This is a genomic window from Streptomyces spectabilis (genome assembly GCF_008704795.1).
Taxonomy (GTDB): Bacteria; Actinomycetota; Actinomycetes; order Streptomycetales; family Streptomycetaceae; genus Streptomyces; species Streptomyces spectabilis.
On the sequence record NZ_CP023690.1, the window covers coordinates 523,872 to 540,280 of the forward strand.

At 69.7% G+C, this 16,409-nt stretch carries 19 protein-coding genes; 10 read left to right on the plus strand and 9 right to left on the minus strand.

The features are described from left to right. Positions 1–207 precede the first annotated feature (207 nt). Together CP982_RS02090 and CP982_RS02095 are read left to right on the plus strand one after the other, a co-directional pair. Positions 208–1,017 (plus strand): HAD hydrolase family protein, encoded by an 810-nt coding sequence (locus tag CP982_RS02090; RefSeq protein ID WP_150508862.1) that lies wholly within the window; start codon positions 208–210, stop codon positions 1,015–1,017. Between the two features lie 14 nt (positions 1,018–1,031). Then, entirely contained in the window at positions 1,032–1,670 is a 639-nt protein-coding gene (locus CP982_RS02095; protein ID WP_150508863.1) for a LysE family translocator, read from the plus strand. A 129-nt stretch (positions 1,671–1,799) separates the two neighbouring features. Here the strand turns inward: CP982_RS02095 and CP982_RS02100 are convergent, their stop codons facing one another. Next, positions 1,800–2,372, minus strand: a complete 573-nt coding sequence (locus tag CP982_RS02100; RefSeq protein ID WP_150508864.1) for a dihydrofolate reductase family protein — start codon at positions 2,370–2,372, stop codon at positions 1,800–1,802. A 145-nt stretch (positions 2,373–2,517) separates the two neighbouring features. Between CP982_RS02100 and CP982_RS02105 the strand changes: the two genes are divergently transcribed. Continuing rightward, complete coding sequence (locus tag CP982_RS02105) at positions 2,518–3,159, plus strand: TetR/AcrR family transcriptional regulator (RefSeq protein WP_150508865.1); 642 nt, start codon at positions 2,518–2,520, stop codon at positions 3,157–3,159. A 78-nt stretch (positions 3,160–3,237) separates the two neighbouring features. On the opposite strand, the gene CP982_RS02110 is transcribed toward CP982_RS02105, so the two are convergent. Beyond that, complete coding sequence (locus CP982_RS02110; protein ID WP_150508866.1) at positions 3,238–3,564, minus strand: ANTAR domain-containing protein; 327 nt, start codon at positions 3,562–3,564, stop codon at positions 3,238–3,240. A gap of 414 nt (positions 3,565–3,978) precedes the next feature. Between CP982_RS02110 and CP982_RS02115 the strand changes: the two genes are divergently transcribed. Then, positions 3,979–4,722 (plus strand): TIGR02391 family protein, encoded by a 744-nt coding sequence (locus tag CP982_RS02115; protein ID WP_150508867.1) that lies wholly within the window; start codon positions 3,979–3,981, stop codon positions 4,720–4,722. 38 nt (positions 4,723–4,760) lie between these two features. Here CP982_RS02115 and arsB read toward each other — a convergent pair whose 3' ends face one another. Both arsB and CP982_RS02125 read right to left on the minus strand, forming a co-directional pair. Further along, on the minus strand, positions 4,761–5,864 hold the full coding sequence (arsB, locus tag CP982_RS02120) for an ACR3 family arsenite efflux transporter (protein WP_150508868.1): 1,104 nt from the start codon (positions 5,862–5,864) through the stop codon (positions 4,761–4,763). Beyond that, positions 5,864–6,175 carry an ArsR/SmtB family transcription factor gene (locus tag CP982_RS02125; protein ID WP_150508869.1) on the minus strand — a complete coding sequence of 104 codons (312 nt, stop codon included), beginning with the start codon at positions 6,173–6,175 and terminating at the stop codon, positions 5,864–5,866. Before CP982_RS02125 ends, arsB begins: the two co-directional genes overlap by 1 nt. A gap of 72 nt (positions 6,176–6,247) precedes the next feature. Between CP982_RS02125 and CP982_RS02130 the strand changes: the two genes are divergently transcribed. Further along, positions 6,248–6,940, plus strand: a complete 693-nt coding sequence (locus CP982_RS02130; RefSeq protein WP_150508870.1) for an arsenate reductase/protein-tyrosine-phosphatase family protein — start codon at positions 6,248–6,250, stop codon at positions 6,938–6,940. A gap of 248 nt (positions 6,941–7,188) precedes the next feature. On the opposite strand, the gene CP982_RS02135 is transcribed toward CP982_RS02130, so the two are convergent. Together CP982_RS02135 and CP982_RS02140 are read right to left on the minus strand one after the other, a co-directional pair. Further along, entirely contained in the window at positions 7,189–7,614 is a 426-nt protein-coding gene (locus CP982_RS02135) for a pentapeptide repeat-containing protein (protein ID WP_150508871.1), read from the minus strand. 6 nt (positions 7,615–7,620) lie between these two features. Then, on the minus strand, positions 7,621–7,827 hold the full coding sequence (locus CP982_RS02140; protein WP_150508872.1) for a hypothetical protein: 207 nt from the start codon (positions 7,825–7,827) through the stop codon (positions 7,621–7,623). A 515-nt stretch (positions 7,828–8,342) separates the two neighbouring features. Between CP982_RS02140 and CP982_RS02145 the strand changes: the two genes are divergently transcribed. Further along, positions 8,343–8,549, plus strand: coding sequence for a hypothetical protein (locus tag CP982_RS02145; RefSeq protein ID WP_150508873.1), 207 nt, complete (start codon positions 8,343–8,345; stop codon positions 8,547–8,549). Between the two features lie 213 nt (positions 8,550–8,762). Here CP982_RS02145 and CP982_RS02150 read toward each other — a convergent pair whose 3' ends face one another. Then, a complete protein-coding gene (locus CP982_RS02150) occupies positions 8,763–9,185 on the minus strand; it encodes an ATP-binding protein (protein ID WP_150508874.1) in 423 nt (140 codons plus the stop codon). Positions 9,186–10,223: 1,038 nt separating this feature from the next. On the opposite strand from CP982_RS02150, the gene CP982_RS02155 reads away from it, so the two are divergent. From CP982_RS02155 to CP982_RS02165, 3 genes are read left to right on the plus strand one after another with little or no spacing between them, the layout of a single operon-like run. Continuing rightward, positions 10,224–10,565, plus strand: coding sequence for an ArsR/SmtB family transcription factor (locus tag CP982_RS02155; protein WP_150508875.1), 342 nt, complete (start codon positions 10,224–10,226; stop codon positions 10,563–10,565). A gap of 3 nt (positions 10,566–10,568) precedes the next feature. After that, positions 10,569–11,075: an SRPBCC family protein gene (locus CP982_RS02160; RefSeq protein WP_150508876.1), complete on the plus strand. Its 507-nt coding sequence runs from the start codon at positions 10,569–10,571 to the stop codon at positions 11,073–11,075. After that, positions 11,075–11,695, plus strand: coding sequence for a dihydrofolate reductase family protein (locus CP982_RS02165; RefSeq protein ID WP_150508877.1), 621 nt, complete (start codon positions 11,075–11,077; stop codon positions 11,693–11,695). Before CP982_RS02160 ends, CP982_RS02165 begins: the two co-directional genes overlap by 1 nt. 414 nt (positions 11,696–12,109) lie before the next feature. Here CP982_RS02165 and CP982_RS02170 read toward each other — a convergent pair whose 3' ends face one another. Further along, positions 12,110–13,069, minus strand: a complete 960-nt coding sequence (locus CP982_RS02170; RefSeq protein ID WP_150508878.1) for a condensation domain-containing protein — start codon at positions 13,067–13,069, stop codon at positions 12,110–12,112. 523 nt (positions 13,070–13,592) lie between these two features. Between CP982_RS02170 and CP982_RS02175 the strand changes: the two genes are divergently transcribed. Next, positions 13,593–13,979: a fic family toxin-antitoxin system, toxin component gene (locus CP982_RS02175; RefSeq protein ID WP_150508879.1), complete on the plus strand. Its 387-nt coding sequence runs from the start codon at positions 13,593–13,595 to the stop codon at positions 13,977–13,979. Between the two features lie 32 nt (positions 13,980–14,011). Here CP982_RS02175 and CP982_RS02180 read toward each other — a convergent pair whose 3' ends face one another. After that, a complete protein-coding gene (locus CP982_RS02180; protein ID WP_150508880.1) occupies positions 14,012–16,318 on the minus strand; it encodes an ATP-binding cassette domain-containing protein in 2,307 nt (768 codons plus the stop codon). Positions 16,319–16,409 lie beyond the last annotated feature (91 nt).

Here is a 16,409-nt window from a genome sequence, read left to right on the forward strand (position 1 = left end):
CGGACGCAGGAGTGGTGCACCGCTGCTCGGCGCCCCTGCTGCGGGCGGATCCGGGGACCTCGTACACACCTACGCCTGGCGCCTGACGGGCAGTCCGCGCGGGCCCGGCGCGAAGTCGCGGCGACGTCGGCCTGGCGGCGGCGCGCTCCACACGCACCTGCTCGATCGGGGCCGACTCATCGCCGGCCACCTGGATATGATCCGTTGATGATCAACTCTCCCACCGGTACCACGGTGTTCGACATCGACGGCACGCTCTGCTTCGACGGGCGGACCATCGACAGCCGGATCCTCACGGCGATAGGTACCTGTGAAGCCAGCGGCCACCACCTGGTCTTCGCTTCCGCACGGCCGGTCCGCGACCTCCTGCCGGTGCTCGACGGAGCCTTCTCCTCCGCCACGTTGATCGGCGGCAACGGAAGCCTCGTGTCGGTCGGCGGCCAGGTCCGCGCCCGGGCGGCCTTCACGCCCTCCGAACTCGGTTCCCTGCTGCGAGAGGTCGAGCGCTACGACGCGCGGTACCTCGCCGACGGCCCCTGGGACTACGCCTACACCGGGCCCGTCGACCACCCGATCCTGGGCCGCGTGGACCAGGGCGGACTCGCCCGTCGCCTGACGCTCACGGAACTGCCCGAGGTGGTGAAGTTCCTCGTCGTCGGCGCGTCCGACATGACGGCACTCGCCGAGGCCATCCGCGCGCTCGGGCTGACGGTCAACCACCACCTCGACGAAGCGATCATCGACATCGCGCCCGGTACGACGACGAAGTGGCAGGCCCTCAGCTCGCTGGGCCTGGACGACTACAACGCCTTCGGCAACGACATCAACGATCTCGACCTGCTGCGCCATGCGCGCAAGGCGGTGCGCGTCGGCTCCCACCCGAGCCTGGACGGCGTCGCCCACGTCTCCGTGGCCGCCGAGCCGCAGGCCGTCGCTGCCGAGATCGCCCTACTCGCCCGTGAGTCACTCGCCGCCCCGCACGCCGCGACGCAGCCCGTACTGACGGAATCCGTGTAGGACAGGAAGAAGCCATGCTCACAGCCCTTGCGGGTTTCGCCCTCTTCGCCTTGCTGGTGACGGTCGTACCGGGCCCGGACACCCTGCTGGTCCTGCGCAACTGCGTGCGCGGCGGGCGCCTGCCCGGCATCGCCACCGCGTTCGGCGCGGCTGTCGGCTCCCTGGCCTGGGCCGTCGCCGCGGCGGTGGGTCTGGCGGCCGCCCTGCAACGGTGGGATGCCGCGTTCGCCGTCGTACGCCTGGCGGGCGCGGCGTACCTGGTCTTCCTGGGTGCCCAAGCCCTGTGGGCCCACCGGCGCGGTGCCGCGGCCGCGGCGAAGGACGGGGACGGCGGTGCCCCGGCACCCGCTCCGACCGCTTTCCTCGCGTTCCGGCAGGGGCTGCTGAGCTGCCTCCTCAACCCCAAGGTCGGGATCTTCTTCGTCGCGGTGGTCCCCCAGTTCCTCCCCGACAGCCGCTCTGCGCTGCCCATGACACTGCTCTTCGGCGTCGTCGACGCCGCCATCGCGGCGGGCTGGCTGGTCCTGGTCTCGGTCTTCGCCGCCCGTCTCCTGAACTGGCTGCGCCGCCCCCGGGTGAACACGGCCATGGAGCGCACCACAGGCGGCGTCCTGGTGGCGCTCGGACTGGGGACGGCCGCAGAGACCCTGTGACAGCGGGCCATCGGCCTGCCCCGGCCAGGCCCACCGGACCGGTCCCGCGGTCGGTGGACTCAGCCACCATGCGCGGGCGGCACAGCGGGCTAGCCGGCCAGCGCGGCCACCGTACGGCGGACCCTCGACTCAGCGGACGACGTCGAAGACGTTCATCTGCAGCCCGTTGGCGTACGCCTCGTGCTCGATCAGCTTGAGCTTCTGGGTGTCCTTGTCCGTGTCGCTGAACAGGCGCTTGCCCGCGCCCAGCAGGAGCGGGAAGACGAGCAGGTGGTAGCGGTCGATCAGACCGGCGTCCGAAAGGCTCCGGTTCAGGGTGGCGCTGCCGTGGATGATGATGGGGCCGCCGTCGGTCTCCTTGAGCGCGGCGACATCGTCGAGCGTGCGCAGGATCGTGGTCTCGCCCCAGTTCTCCACCAGGTCGTCCTGGGTGAGGGTGGTGGAGACGACGTATTTCGGCATCACCTTGTAGTCCGCGAAGTCCTCCATGGCGGGCCACACCGGGCTGAACGCCTCGTAGCTGACCCGGCCCATCATCATGGCGGCGGCTTCCTGCTGCTCCCGGCCCTTGATCTCGAAGGCCTCGGGGAGGAACTCGATGTCCTTGAAGGTCCACCCCGAGTTGCGGTAACCGGGCTCGCCGCCGGGAGCTTCCACGACGCCGTCGAGCGAGACGAAAGCGGACACGATGAGCTTGCGCATGAGGTGACTCCCCTTGACTGAGGGCGCACGAGCACCCTTGTGTACGATGTCCACATATGAGAGTCGCGACGTTCCGCGCCCCCCCCGGTCGATCTTGCAGCAGCCTAAGCGAACGAAGTGGATGCTGTCCACATTGGAGTCGGTGATGACATCGGACGACAACAAGCCCAAGCGCACCACCTATCGCCATGGCGACCTGCGCAACGCCCTCATCAAGGCCGGCGTCGAACTGGCCCGTGAGGGCGGACCGGAGGCCGTGGTGCTGCGCGCCGCCACCCGCCAGGCGGGCGTCGCACCCAACGCCGCCTACCGCCACTTCACCGACCGCGGGGCGCTCCTGCACGCCGTCTCCCAGGCCGCCATGGCACAGGTCGCCCACGCCATAGAGGCCGAACTGGCCGCCGTGGCGGACGGCCTGGACGAAAAGGCCACCGCCCGGGCCCGCTTCCGCGCGGTCGGCACCGGCTACCTGCGCTTCGCCCAGGAGGAACCCGGCCTGTTCCGCATCGCCTTCCACGTTCCCGGCGACATGACCCACGCCTCGGACGCCGACGCCGCAGGGGCCGGCGGCAAATCCCCCTTCGACCTTCTGGGTACCGCCCTCGACGAGCTCGTGGAGACCGGACAGCTGCCCGAAGACCGGCGCCCCGGCGCCGAGTTCCTCGCCTGGTCAGCCGTGCACGGCCTCGCCGTCCTCGTCATCGACGGCCCCCTGCGCGGCCTTCACCCCACCCAGGCCCGTGACGCGGGACAGCACCTCATCGACATGATCGAACGCGGTATCTGACCCACCACACCCGCGAACGGACCGCGTGACCTGGCCCGAACACACCTCGGCGCTGCGCAACCGTGCACACCTCTGATGTCACGCCGCTCCGCGGTCCTGGCGTCGTACGGCGGCGGCAAGTTCGTGGCGTACGTGTCCGGGCAGCGGCCGACCTGAAGGGGCGTGGACGACGAGTTCGGCGATGGTGCGCAGTTTGATGTTCAGGTGCTGGGAGGTCTCGCGCAGCACCTCCCAGCCGGCGGCAGGCGTCAGGCGGTGCAGGGCGATGAGGACACCGATGGCCTGGTCGATGACCGCGTGGGAGTCCACGGCCTGACGCAGCTGACGGTTCTCCTCGTTCAGTCGCGCGATCTCCTCGTCGGCTGCCCGGCCGACGGGAGACCGTCGCTCGCACGACAACGTCATGAGAGGTCCTTCCACGACGCAGGGTACAGACGGGCTCCTTCTGCACGCCTGCCCCGCCCGGGAGCCTCCAGACGTCCGCGGCCCGTCGCAGCCACGGCCGCAACGAACCTCAAGGGCTGTTTTCCCAACCCTGCCACCACGAGTCACCCCCGCCCTGGCTCGCTACACCAGCGCGTTGCTCGAGGCGCCGCCGCCGACGGGCATGGCGGGTTCCAGAGCACCCTCCCCGTACGACAGCGGCAAGGGCCCGCCCTTGATTCAACGCGTCATCGCCTCGATGTTCGCCTCCGTGCGGAACTCGTTCACGCCGCGATGGGCAAGCTGTCGACGGTGCCCTCGACACGGGCCTCCCAATACGTGCGAACTTCACCGCGGAGGGCGGGGGTTGTCAGTGGCAGCGGGGAGGATGGGCAGATGGCCATCGCTGTCGACTGGGCTCGCAAGGAGCTCGCGGACTTCCTCAAGCTGACCGAGCTGCACCCGAAGCCCGGTCCTCCGGACGCGTTCATCGTTTCCAGTCATCTGTCCACGCGTGGGGCGACCGAGGACATCGTCGCCAGTGCCCAGGTCGTCGAGCAGATCCTGGACCGGGTGCTGCCCCGCTGGCGTACCGAAGTCGCTGACGATCACAGCAAGGCGATCAACCGCTGGTGCCAGCACATCGAGGCGGCCCAGCGGGCCGACGCGGTGCTGCTGCGCGACGCCGAGGTGCGGGCGGGACTCGGCGACGACGCGCCCCAGCTCAGTGCCGGAGTGATGCACCCGTGGGCCTGGGACGGCGCGCGGGCCCTGTGGGGCAGTGGCCACTTCCGGGAGGCGGTGACGACCGCCGCCAGGAAGGTGAACGCGGAGGCGCAGAACAAGGTCGGCCGACGGGACGTGAGCGAGACCAAGCTCTTCCAGAACATCTTCTCGCTCAGTGACCCCAAGCCCGGCGAACCGCGATTGCGCCTCATGGCCGACGACGGCAGCGACACCTTCCGCAGTGTCCACCGCGGCGCCATGGCCTTCGCCGAAGGGTGCTACGCGGGAATCCGCAATCCCAACAGCCACGAGGACGGCTTGCCCGAACTGCCTGAGCACGAGGCCCTGGAACAACTGTCCGCCTTCAGCGTGCTTGCCCGCTGGGTCGACACCGCCAGTCTGGTGACGGTCTGAGCGTGCTGCCCCCCCCGGCGTCCAGCCCTCCGCCCCCGTCAGGCGGCGGGCGTGAACTTCCGTCGCCAGGCCAGCGACACGTGGACGAGCGCGACCAGGACCGGCACCTCGATCAGTGGACCGACGACGCCGGACAGGGCCTGGCCGGACGTGACGCCGAAGGTGGCGATGGCGACGGCGATGGCCAGTTCGAAGTTGTTGCCCGCGGCGGTGAAGGCGAGCGTGGCGGTGCGGTCGTAGGCCAGGCCGATCGCCTTACCCAAGGCGAAGGTGCCGAACCACATCACCGCGAAGTACACCAGGAGCGGCACCGCGATCCGGGCCACGTCCAGCGGCTGGGAAGTGATCGTCTTCCCTTGCAGGGCGAACAGGATCACGATGGTGAACAGCAGCCCGTACAGCGCCCACGGCCCGATTTTCGGCAGGAAGCCGGCCTCGTAGCGTTCGCGGCCGAGCTTGCGCTCGCCGATCCGGCGGGTCAGGAATCCGGCGATCAGCGGGACGCCGAGGAAGATGACGACGTTGAGGGCGATCTTCCACATGGAGATGTCGAGGTGCTCGCTCTCGCCCAGGTTCAGCCAGCCGGGCAGCAGGTCAAGGTAGAACCAGCCCAGCAGGCCGAAGGCGACCACCTGGAAGAGCGAGTTCAGCGCCACCAGCACGGCGGCGGCTTCACGGTCGCCGCAGGCCAGGTCGTTCCAGATGATGACCATGGCGATGCAGCGGGCCAGGCCGACGATGACCAGGCCGGTGCGGTACTCGGGCAGGTCCGGCAGGAAGAGCCAGGCCAGCGCGAACATGACGGCCGGGCCGATCAGCCAGTTGACGGCCAGCGAGGAGGCCATCAGCTTGCGGTCGCTGGTGACCGCGTCGAGTCGGTCGTAGCGGACCTTGGCGAGCACCGGGTACATCATGACCAGCAGGCCGAGCGCGATCGGCAGGGAGACTCCGCCGAGTTCGACCTTGGCCAGCGCGTCGTTCAAGCCGGGGATCAGCCGTCCCAGGCCCAGGCCGAGGGCCATGGCGGCAAGGATCCACACCGCCAGATAGCGGTCAAGGGTGGAGAGCTCGGCGACGACGCCCGACTCGGCCGGGTCCGCGGGCGCGGGCGTGGTCGTACCCGTCCGTTCGGTGCTCGTCATCAGCAGGCCCGCTTCCGGCCGGTCTCGATCGTCTCGCGCGCGGCCGTCGCCAGGCCGGAGAAGGAGGCGGCCAGGGCGTCGAGGACCTCGGGCTTGAGCTTGTAGTAGACGAACCGGCCGCACGGCTCGGTGTCCACCACGCCCGCCTCGCGCAGCACCTTCATGTGGTTGGACAGGTTGGTCTGCTTCGCACCGGTCTCGGCGACCAGGTGCGTGGTGCACAGCGTTTCGTGGGCGAGCAGGGTCACGATCTTCAGCCTGAGCGGATCGGCGAGCACCCGCATCAGTTCAGTGTCGACTGACGTCAGCATGAGCTGATACTTTCACATCATTCGAGACTGATACCAGTCAAGGCTGAACAGTGGAGCCCGTCGGAGAGGCCCATGACCGCACCCGTACCGCCCGCCCTGCCCGATGCCCGCCTCGCCGCCGGTGCCGCCCGCCTGGCCGCCCGGCACACGGGCCGCTTCTCCGTCGAGACCGTCCAGGCGCTGATCGCCGACTCCTACGGCCGACTCGCCGTCACCGCGCGCGTCTCCACGCATCTGCTCGTGCTGGCCGAGCGGTGGACGGCCGAGCGCCTCGACGCCCTGGACCACCTCCGCAAGCGGCCGCGGAGCGAGGTGCCGCGGGTTCTGTTCGTCTGCAGCCACAACGCCGGCCGCTCCCAGCTGGCCGCCGCCCTGCTCGCCCACCGCGCATGCGGCCTCGTGCGGGTCTCCTCCGCCGGCACGACGCCGGCCGCCGCCGTCGAGCCCTTCGTGGCCCAGGTGCTGACCGAGGCCGGAGTCGAGCCCAGCCGAGCGTTCCCCAAGCCGCTGACCGACGAGGCCGTCCGGGCCGCCGACGTCGTCGTCACCATGGGCTGCGGCGACGCCTGCCCGGTCTTCCCCGGCAAGAAGTACCTCGACTGGGCCCTGGAAGATCCGGCGGGCAAGGGAGTTGGGGCCGTACGACCGATCCGCGACCAGATCAAGGGCCGCGTCGAGACCCTCATCACCGAGATCGACAACCATGAGAAGGAGACCCCCGCGGCCGCGTCCTCGGCCGCGAGTGTCCCGCTCCCCGGCCGCTGAGGCGGGGAGCGGTAGGCGGGCTCTCTGCCGAACCCACCGACGAACGTAATTGCCCGCCAGACACGCGCCCAACCTGCGTGCAAGACCGTTACCAAACGGAGTCGTTGACAGGCACCGCATCGCCACCCCGCGGCCCCTCGCACCGCGCGGTGGCGGCGCTCCGGAGTCGCCCCCGCAGTAGTCGCCACCGCGCCAACTCGTGTCCCCACGCGCTGGCGACGAGCCGCTGGCCCAAGCGAAGTAGTGCACTACCGCTTCGCGCCGCGCAGGTTCGCAGCGACCAGGTTCGTACCGTGCAGATCCGCGTCGCGCAGGTCCGCGCCGACCAAGGTCCCGCCGAACAGGTCCGCGTCTCGCAGGTATGCGCCGCGCAGATCCGCGTTGGCCAGTTCCGCACCGCTGAGGTTCGCCCCTCGCAGGTTCGCGCCCCGCAGGTCGGCATCGCCCAGGTGAACCCCCTGCAAGTTCGCCCCTTGCAGATTCGCACCGCGTAGGTCCGTGGGGGCGCTGTCATGGACGGGTTCCCGTTTGTCGAGTGCGGTGAGGGCTGCCTTGATATCGCTGGCAAGGCCTTTGAAGGCGCCTGTCCCCGTTCTCGGCCTCTTGGCGTGGCTACGGACGTAGGTGGACAGGACGCTGACGATGGCGGGCTGGTCGCGGGAGGAGTCCTCCATGATGCGCTACAGGGCGTAGATGCCGCCCAGGCGTACCTCCAGGGAGTCGTCGCCGATGTTGCCTACGGCGGCGTTGTAGCGGTCAGTGACTTGCCCTTCGCGGGTGAGGGCGTGCTCGTTTCGGATGAGTGCTTGCTCATTGTCGACCTGTTGGAGCGACAGCCAGGTGAAGCCGAGCACGGCGAGGGAACCCAGTGCGGCGAGGGTGCCCACGGCCTCCTGGATGCGCGCCCACCAGTCTGCTGGTGCGACGACGGCCGACGGCTGAGCGTGGGGTGATGTGGGCGCGGAAGCGCGGCGGCGTCGGCCCGGCGAGCGGGCGCCGACCGGAGCGACGGGACGGCGGGGTGCGGTGCGAGGGCGACGGCGGACCACGCGATGCAATGGGCGGCGCGGCCGGAGCGACGCGGCGGTGTGGCGGCCATGAAGCCGTTGGTACGGGTAACGGGCAGCTCGTACGTCGGGGGTTGCGAAGTTGTCGCGGTGCATGGGCGCATGGCATGGCGGCAAGGCCCGCGCGTACAACGCTTCGCAGGTTCATGCCGCTACCGAACACTCCCCCGTTCCCCGGCCAGACCACACGGCCCTCCATGACAGAGACCCGCAGAGCGTGGAATGAGCGTCGGCGCAGGCGTCGCACCCACGGTGACGCTGCGTATCCATTCGACATGCGATCAGTGATGCACTGCTTCAGCCTGGATGAGTCCCCAGTTGGAGAGGAGCCCGTCATGGGCATCAAGGACCAGTTCCAGGACAAGGCCGAACAGCTCAAGGACCAGGCGCAGAAGGCCAGGGCCGGTGCTCAGGACGAGGCCTCGCAGCGTCGGCAGCAGGCCGATGACCGCGCGCGACAGCGCGGGCAGCAGGGCCAGGAGCAGGAGCAGGAGCAGCTCAAGGACGCCGCCGACGACGCGCGCGACCGTTTCCAGAGCTGAACCACGGTTCTGAGGGAGCCCCGCCCAAGACACCGGCGGGGCTCCCTCATGCAGCGAGGACGGAGTACACGGTCCCCGTACGTCGGCCCGGAGCCGCACGCTCCCAGCCCGCAGCCGGTGATGGCCGCTGCGCCGCCGCACGACCGCCTCGTCCGGCCCGCCTCAAGGCCGGACTCCGTATGGCTGGGCGGGCGGGACCGGCGCAGGCGAATCTCAGGCTGCGGCGGGCAGGACCGCGCGCACTGTCTTGCCGCCGTGGGAATCGGCCGATACGGACAGGCGGCGGGAGAGTGCCCGAACCAGTGCGATGCCGCGGCCGTGTTCCGCAGAAACAGAAACGGCGCGCAGGCGGGGGTATCGAGGGTTGTCGTCGTGGACTTCGACGGTGAGCTGGTCCCCCTGGCCCAGCGTCAGTCGGAGTCGGCAGCAGCTGCGTCCGTGGCGCGTGGCGTTGGCCACCAGCTCGGAGACCACGAGCACCGCGTCGTCGACCTCTGCCCGGGGTGGAGCGTCTTCTCGTGCACGGGCGAGGAACGTACGGGTCAAGGTACGGGCCAGACCGGCGGAGTCGTCCTGGCACGGCAGGTGGTACTCGGCTCGGGCGGCACGGCGCGGGGCACGCCGGCAGGCACGCATGGCGCTCACTTCCCTCTTGTCGAGGGCGGTCGAAGCACCCGTAACGGCGGGCGCCGGGACCGCGCGGGGGCTGGCGGACCTGAGGTCACTTGCTCTCCTTCCCTGTCCGAGCGGGCCACAATCCGGCGCGCCGGAGCCTTCCACAGCCACCCGGAAGCTCACCGGCGTACCCCGCGCTCATCTGCCGCATGCACCCCGCGCCGACGCGCGGTTCGACGATCAACTGCGCGTCGGCGTACGGGAGACCGTCATCCTCCTCGCGATGGAACGGGCTGTAGTCGCCTGGTTCGGCTGGGCGTCACTGGAGGGTCACAAGTAGCGGTGAGCCGTCGGCCAGAGGGGCACACCCCACACCGAGGCCTGTGCAGCAGCGGCCCGTCCGTCGGCTGGGGGCGGACCGAGGTGTCTAGCACTCACCGATGGTGACGCAGACAGCGACGGCATCGAACTCGGCCGGATCTGCTGCCAGGTCACAGCGCCGCGCCCGACTCGGTCCGAACCTCGTTGGCTGGGATGAACGCGTCGAAACGCCAGACGACCGGCCAGGCACGTTCCATCTCGTCGGCGGCGAGGCAACCGTCATGGGCACAGTCACCCGCTCCCCGCTGCGCGATCAACTCCCCACCGGGATGGAAACAAGGGTGGCTGGTGTCACGAGACACCTCCGACCAGGGCGCGCGCCAACCACAGTGGCGCCGGACCACTGCTCCCCCAAGGCTCCGCGCCAGCAGACCGGTGGTGCGGCACGCAAAGGCCGACCCCCGCCCGACTAAGCGTGCCGGTCGGCCGTCTGCAAGAAGGCCGCCCCCAGGCGTCGCCGGGTGAGTCCCGGCGGCCTGCCTCATCCCCTCATTCCTGCGAACGCAAAGCGTGACCGGCGTGACGGTTTCCGCCTGGGCCAGGTCAGTCGCGCCGATCCCAGGGACCTGTCATCGCTCAGGTTCCGCAGCCGCCGACAAAGGTCATGATCGCCATCGGACATGACTCGTCTGATTCCTCATCGCTTGACGCATGCCGATATCGGCATATGATTGCCTCATGGCACGAGCAGCGACGACGTCGGATGTCTTCAACGCGATCGCCGAGCCGCAGCGCCGGGAGATCCTGGTACTGCTGCGGGCGGGTGAGCGGTCGGTGACCGAGCTGGCCCAGGAGTTGGAGATGACCCAGCCGGGGGCGTCCAAACACCTGCGGGTGCTCCGGAAGGTCGGGCTGGTGCGCGACCGCAAGGCGGGCAAGCAGCGCCTGTACGGCCTTGACGCCAGCGGGCTGCGGCCCGTCCACGAGTGGACCGGCGGTTTCGAGCAGTTCTGGAACGAGAGCTTCGACCGACTGGACGCCTACGTGCAGGACCTGAAGCAGACGAGGAAAGCGGAGTAGCTGATGAGCACGACAGAACGAGGAACGTCGGCGCAGTCGGCGACAGCCGACCGTGAGATCGTCATCTCCCGGATCATCGACGCCCCGCGGGAGCTGGTGTTCGAGGCGTTCACCGACGTCCGGCACCTGTCGGGATGGTGGGGGCCGGAGGGGTTCACCACCACCACGCGGGCGTTCGAGTTCCGCGTCGGCGGAGCGTGGGACTTCGTGATGCACGGACCGGACGGCACGGACTACCAAGAGTGGATCACCTGGACCGAGCTCGTCCCGCCGGAACGGATCGCGATGCTCCACGGTGAGACCCGCGACGACCCGAACGCCTTCGAGTCGGTCCTGACGTTCGAGCCCGACGGCACAGCGACCCGGATCGAGATGCACACGCTGTTCCCCACCAAGGAACTGCGCGACGAGGCGGTCGAGAAGTACCACGCCATCGAGGCCGGCCAGCAGACCCTGAACAACCTGGCTGCCTACGTCACCGAGATCGTTCGGAAGGGAGCGGAGGGCTGATGGCTGGGAAGGTGTTCTTCAGCGTGTCGATGTCGCTGGACGGGTTCATCGCGCCCGAGTCCTCCGAGGACTTGATGGGGCAGCAGTGGATGGAACTGCAGCAGTGGGTCTTCCCGCTGCGGTTCTTCCGGGAGAACCTGAAGCTCGGCGGGGGCGGCGAGGAAGGGCGCGACAACGACATCGTGCGGGAGACGTTCGAGCGTACGGGCGCGAGTGTGATGGGTAAGCGCATGTTCGACGCCGGCGAGAAGATGTGGCCGGAGGAGGCGCCGTTCCACACGCCGGTGTTCGTCGTGACGCACGAGAAGCGTGACCCCTGGGAGCGGCCCGGCGGGACCACCTTCCACTTCGTCAACGACGGCATCGAGACCGCGCTCGACCAGGCCCGCGAGGCCGCCGGCGACCGCGACGTCCGCATCGCGGGCGGCGGCGCGACGATCCTGGAGTACGTGAACGCGGGCCTGGTGGACGAGTTCTCGATCGCGCTGTCACCCGTGCTCTTCGGCTCCGGAATCCGCCTGTTCGAGGGCGTGGACGCGGGCCGCGTGGCCCTGGAGCCGGTCCGCGCGGAGACCTCCCCAAGGGTGACGCACCTGACCTACACCGTCCGAGGGCGGTAACTCCCTCGAACTCAGCGCTCTCCCGCCGAGGGCAGCTGCCCGTGGACGGACCGGCCTGCCCTGCGTCGAGCCGATGAAAGCCTGTGGTCCTTCACACGGCGGGACGGCGACGAGGGGGCATGGGAAGGCAGGGCCCGGTCGGAGGGTGCTCAGGCGCTGTTCCAAGTCGAGGGTCGGTCTGCCAGGTGTTGTAGGGCTGGCTGTTGAAGCTGGCGTGGAAGGTGCCGCAGCGGCCGTCGCGTCGCGGCCCAGGACCGGGTGGCTGTTCATGGCCCCGTCGTGGTCGGTCCAGTTTGCCTCAGCCGCCGTTGGGATCTTCTGCCAGCTGTGCCACAGGGCGCCGTTCTAGCCACGGACGAAGACCTCCAGAAGCCGTCGGCGTTCCGCGCGGCCCGGGTGAAGGTGAGGGAGGGGTCATTGCGCCAGGCGCCGTACCGGCTGGTCGAGTCCGTCCGCAGCCCGCGCGCACAGCAGCGCCAGCCGGTGGGCCAGCTCATCCGCGCGAGCCGGCTCGATGACTTCGGGCGCGTGGGCCAGGTGCAGGGCGAGCCGGTCCCCCGGCACGGCCATCAGGCTCAGCGGATGATGGTTGAACTCCCGGCACACCGCCCCCGCCACCCGCAGCGCGCCATCGGCGAACTCTTCCACGAGGCGGGTGAAGCGGGGGTAGTTGGCCACGACCATCCATGTGTCGAACCCGGCCCGGCAAGTGGGCCGAAAGCGGTCCGGGGCCTCCCAGGAGCCCACCGCCTGCTCCTGGAGCCGGCGCAGCACCCGGGCGAACGGCTCGTCGGGCCGCCACGAAACCCGGGTGGTGACGGTGTCGCCCAGCAGGCCGACGCCCCGGTCGTATCCGGGCAGGCCGGGCGGACGTCCCGCCGCACCCGCCCCGAAGGCCACCGTGTCCTCTCCCAGTTCCTCGCCCACCATCAGCGCCCACAAGCCCTGAATGAGCGTGGCGGGGGTCACCGCGTGGGGACGGGCCTGCTCGCTCAGCCGGGCGGTGACCTCCGGCGGCACTTCCAGGCTCAGCTCGCGCGGCAGACCGGCCGACGCGGGCACCCGCCTCCGGCCGAGCAGGGAGCGCCCCTTGACCTGATCGGGCGCTGCCGAGCGGCTGGCACCGGCCGCCCGTGCGACGAAGTCCGCGTACGGCACGGCCTCGTCCAGCACGGTGAGGTCGTTGATTCCCGCGTACAGGGTGAACAGCTCCCGCAGGTACAGCGTGGTGGACCAGCCGTCGAGCACCGCGTGGTGGTGGGTGAGCACCAGTTGGAACCACCGCGATGCCAGTTGGACCAGAGCCAGCCGCAGCGAGGGGCCCGCCGCCAGGTCGAACCCCGCACGCGGGTCCGCATCGAGCAGCCCGGCCAGCGCCCGCGCAGCCGCCCCGCGTCCACCGGCCCCTCCAGATCAACCAGACTCTGAATCAGGTAGACGTTCCACGCCCCGCCCCGCACGAGTACGCCATACGGACTCACTGAGCATCTCCGCCTGCCATGCCGAAGCCCGCTTCTCCGTCGTCCTTCCCGGCACAGCCGTCACGGCCATAACCGCGTCATGCCCACCACCGCCCGGCAGGTGGGACGCAGAGGGTGGCGCGCGTTGCTCAGGCCGTACGGTCGAAGGCCCGGCGGCCGAGCGCCCGCATCGCCCGTGTCTGCCGCCGACGGGTCCACACGGCGAGGGGGCACGACGGCCCGGTGCGGGGCGAGCCCCGGCGGCGCAAGCCCTCACAGCATCTGGTACCACTGGTACCGTGAGGGCCAAATCGGACCCCAAGGCGAGGAACCCTGTGCTTCCCCGACCCGGCACAGCGAGCAGCCATCGCCGCCGCGGCCGCGGTCGAGCGGCGGGCGCGCCGGGCCCCGGAGAAGCAGGAGCAAGGGCACCCCGCGTGAGCCAGCCGGAACCGCCACACCCGCTCGACGTCACCTTCCTGCTGCACGCCGCGGAACTCCTGGACGGGGACCCGCAGGTCGACGACTACGGGCCCCTCTACGCCGCCACCGCACGGGTCAACGCCCGGGCGCTGGAACACGACATCTACGGATCACTCTTCCTCAAGGCCGCAGCCCTCCTCCAGACCCTAGTCAAACTGCCCTGCCTGGAACACTCCAACGAAGCCTTCGCCTGGCACGCCACCGAGGCCTACCTCATGCTCAACGAACGCCGACTCGACTACCCGCCCAAGGCGGCCGCCGCACTCGTACGCGACGCGGCCACCGGAACGCTCGGCGTCGCCCGCATCGCCCGCCAGCTACGCGACTGGGCCAACATCTGACCTTCCACCGGGCCGCCGCAGAAGGCAGTGGTTCACGCCTTCCGCTGCGGGCGCTTGTCCTCCTTCGGCAGGGAGGCGCGCAGGTGCTCCGCGGTGTGGGTGCGTGCGGAGCGGGCCATCTCGGTGGGGGTGCCGGTGAAGACGATCTCGCCGCCGTGTTTGCCCGCGTCGGGGCCGATGTCGATGATCCAGTCGGCGTGCTTGATGACGTCGAGGTCGTGTTCCACGACGATCACGGTGTTGCCGTCGTCGACGAGCCGGTCCAGGAGGGCGAGCAGGTGGTCGAGGTCGGCCATGTGCAGGCCGGTGGAGGGCTCGTCGAAGACGTAGACGCGGCTCTTCTCGTGCAGGCGGTTGGCGAGTTTGATGCGCTGGCGTTCGCCGCCGGAGAGTTCGGTGAGGGGGCGGCCGAGGGTGAGGTAGCCCAGGCCCACCTCCTCCAGGGGTGCGAGGCGGTCCAGGACGGCGGGGTCGGTGAAGTGGTCCGGGGCTTCTTCGACGGTCATGCCGAGGACGTCGACGACGTTCTTGCCCGCGATCTTGTAGTCGAGGACCTCGGCGCGGTACCGGGTGCCGTCGCACAGCTCGCAGACGGTGGTCACCGGGTCCATGAAGGCCAGGTCCATGGTGATGGTGCCGCGGCCCTTGCACTCGGGGCAGCCGCCCGCCGAGTTGAAGCTGAAGAGCCCGGGGTCGACCTTGAAGTCCTTGGCGAACTGCGTACGGATGCGGTCCCAGACGTCGGTGTAGGTGGCGGGTGTCGAGCGGGGCGAGATGCCGATGGCCGACTGGTCGATGACGATCGCCTCGGGGTGCTCGGTGGCGAACACCCCCGAGATGAGTGTGCTCTTGCCCGATCCGGCCACGCCGGTCACGGCGGTGAGCACGCCGAGGGGGAAGTCGACGGTGACGTTCTTGAGGTTGTGCAGACGGGCGCCTCGGACGCTCAGGCGGCCGGTGGGCTTGCGGTGGTCGCCCTTGATGTCGGGCGAGCGCTTGAAGCATCGGCCTGTGAGGGTGCCGCTGGTCTTGAGCTGCTTGACTGTGCCTTCGAAGACGATCTCGCCGCCGTGCGTGCCGGCGCCGGGCCCTACGTCGATGATGTGGTCGGCGATCGCGATGACGTCGCGGTCGTGCTCGACGACCAGGACGGTGTTGCCCTTGTCGCGCAGCGCGCACAGGAGCGTGTTGAGCCGGGCGACGTCCAGCGGGTGCAGGCCGACGCTCGGTTCGTCGAAGATGTACGTCATGCCGCTGAGGCTGCTGCCGAGCTGACGCACCGTCTTCAGGCGCTGCCCCTCGCCGCCGGAGAGCGTGGGCGTTGCGCGGTCCAGGGACAGATAGCCCAGGCCGATCGCTTCGATGCGGTGGAGGACGGCGAGGGCGGCCGGGACGACCGCGGTGGCCGCCGGTCCCTTGATGCGCTCCAGGACGGCGACGAGGTCGGTGACCTCCATCGCGCAGTAGTCGGCGAGGGTGTGCCTGCCGACCTTCGTGGCGCGTGCCGCCGCGTTGAGCCGGGAGCCGCCGCAGTCCGGGCAGACCTGGTCGGCGACGACGCGCTCGGCGGCCTCGCGCTGGCGGTCCTTGAGCGAGTTCAGGCCGGGCTTGATGAAGCGTCGTGTGAAGCGGTCCACGAGCCCCTCGTACTCGCTGACGAGGACGTTGCCGCTGTGGGTCGTGCGCGTGGACTTGAAGCCGCTGCCGTGCAGCAGCAGTTCCCTGTCCTTCTTGGAGTACGCGCCGACGGGTTTGTCCGGGTCGAAGAGACCGATCTCGGCGTACATCTGCCAGTACGACTTGCCGACGGCGAACGACGGGTGCTGGATGGCGCCCTGGTTCAGGGACTTGCTGAAGTCGATCAGCTTTTCGACGTCCACCTGGGTCGTGCGGCCCAGCCCTTCGCAGGAGGGGCACATGCCCTGCGGGTCGTTGAAGGAGTACGCGCTCGACGGCCCCGCACTCGGCTTGCCGTAACGCGAGAAGAGCACGCGCAGCACGGCGTTGGCCTCGGTCATGGTGCCCACCGTGGAGCGCGACCCGCCGCCGACGGGCTTCTGGTCCACGACGACCGCCGGTGTGAGGTTCTCGATCCGCTCGAACCTGGGCCGCTCGTGGCGGGGCAGCCGGTTGCGGATGAACGACGGGTAGATCTCGTTGAGCTGGCGCTGCGACTCCACGGCGATCGTGTCGAAGACGATCGACGACTTACCCGAACCCGAGACGCCGGTCACCACCGTCAGCTTGCCCACCGGGACGCGTACGGTGATGTCCTTGAGGTTGTTCTCGCGGGCACCCGTGACGACGATGTGTCCGTTGCCGCGCGTGGTGCTGGTCATGGTGATCGCTTCCTGATGGTGCGCTTACGCAGGTCGGTGGCGGTCTCCGTGGACGAGGGCGGCACCGAGCAGGCCGAAAAAGAGCACGGAG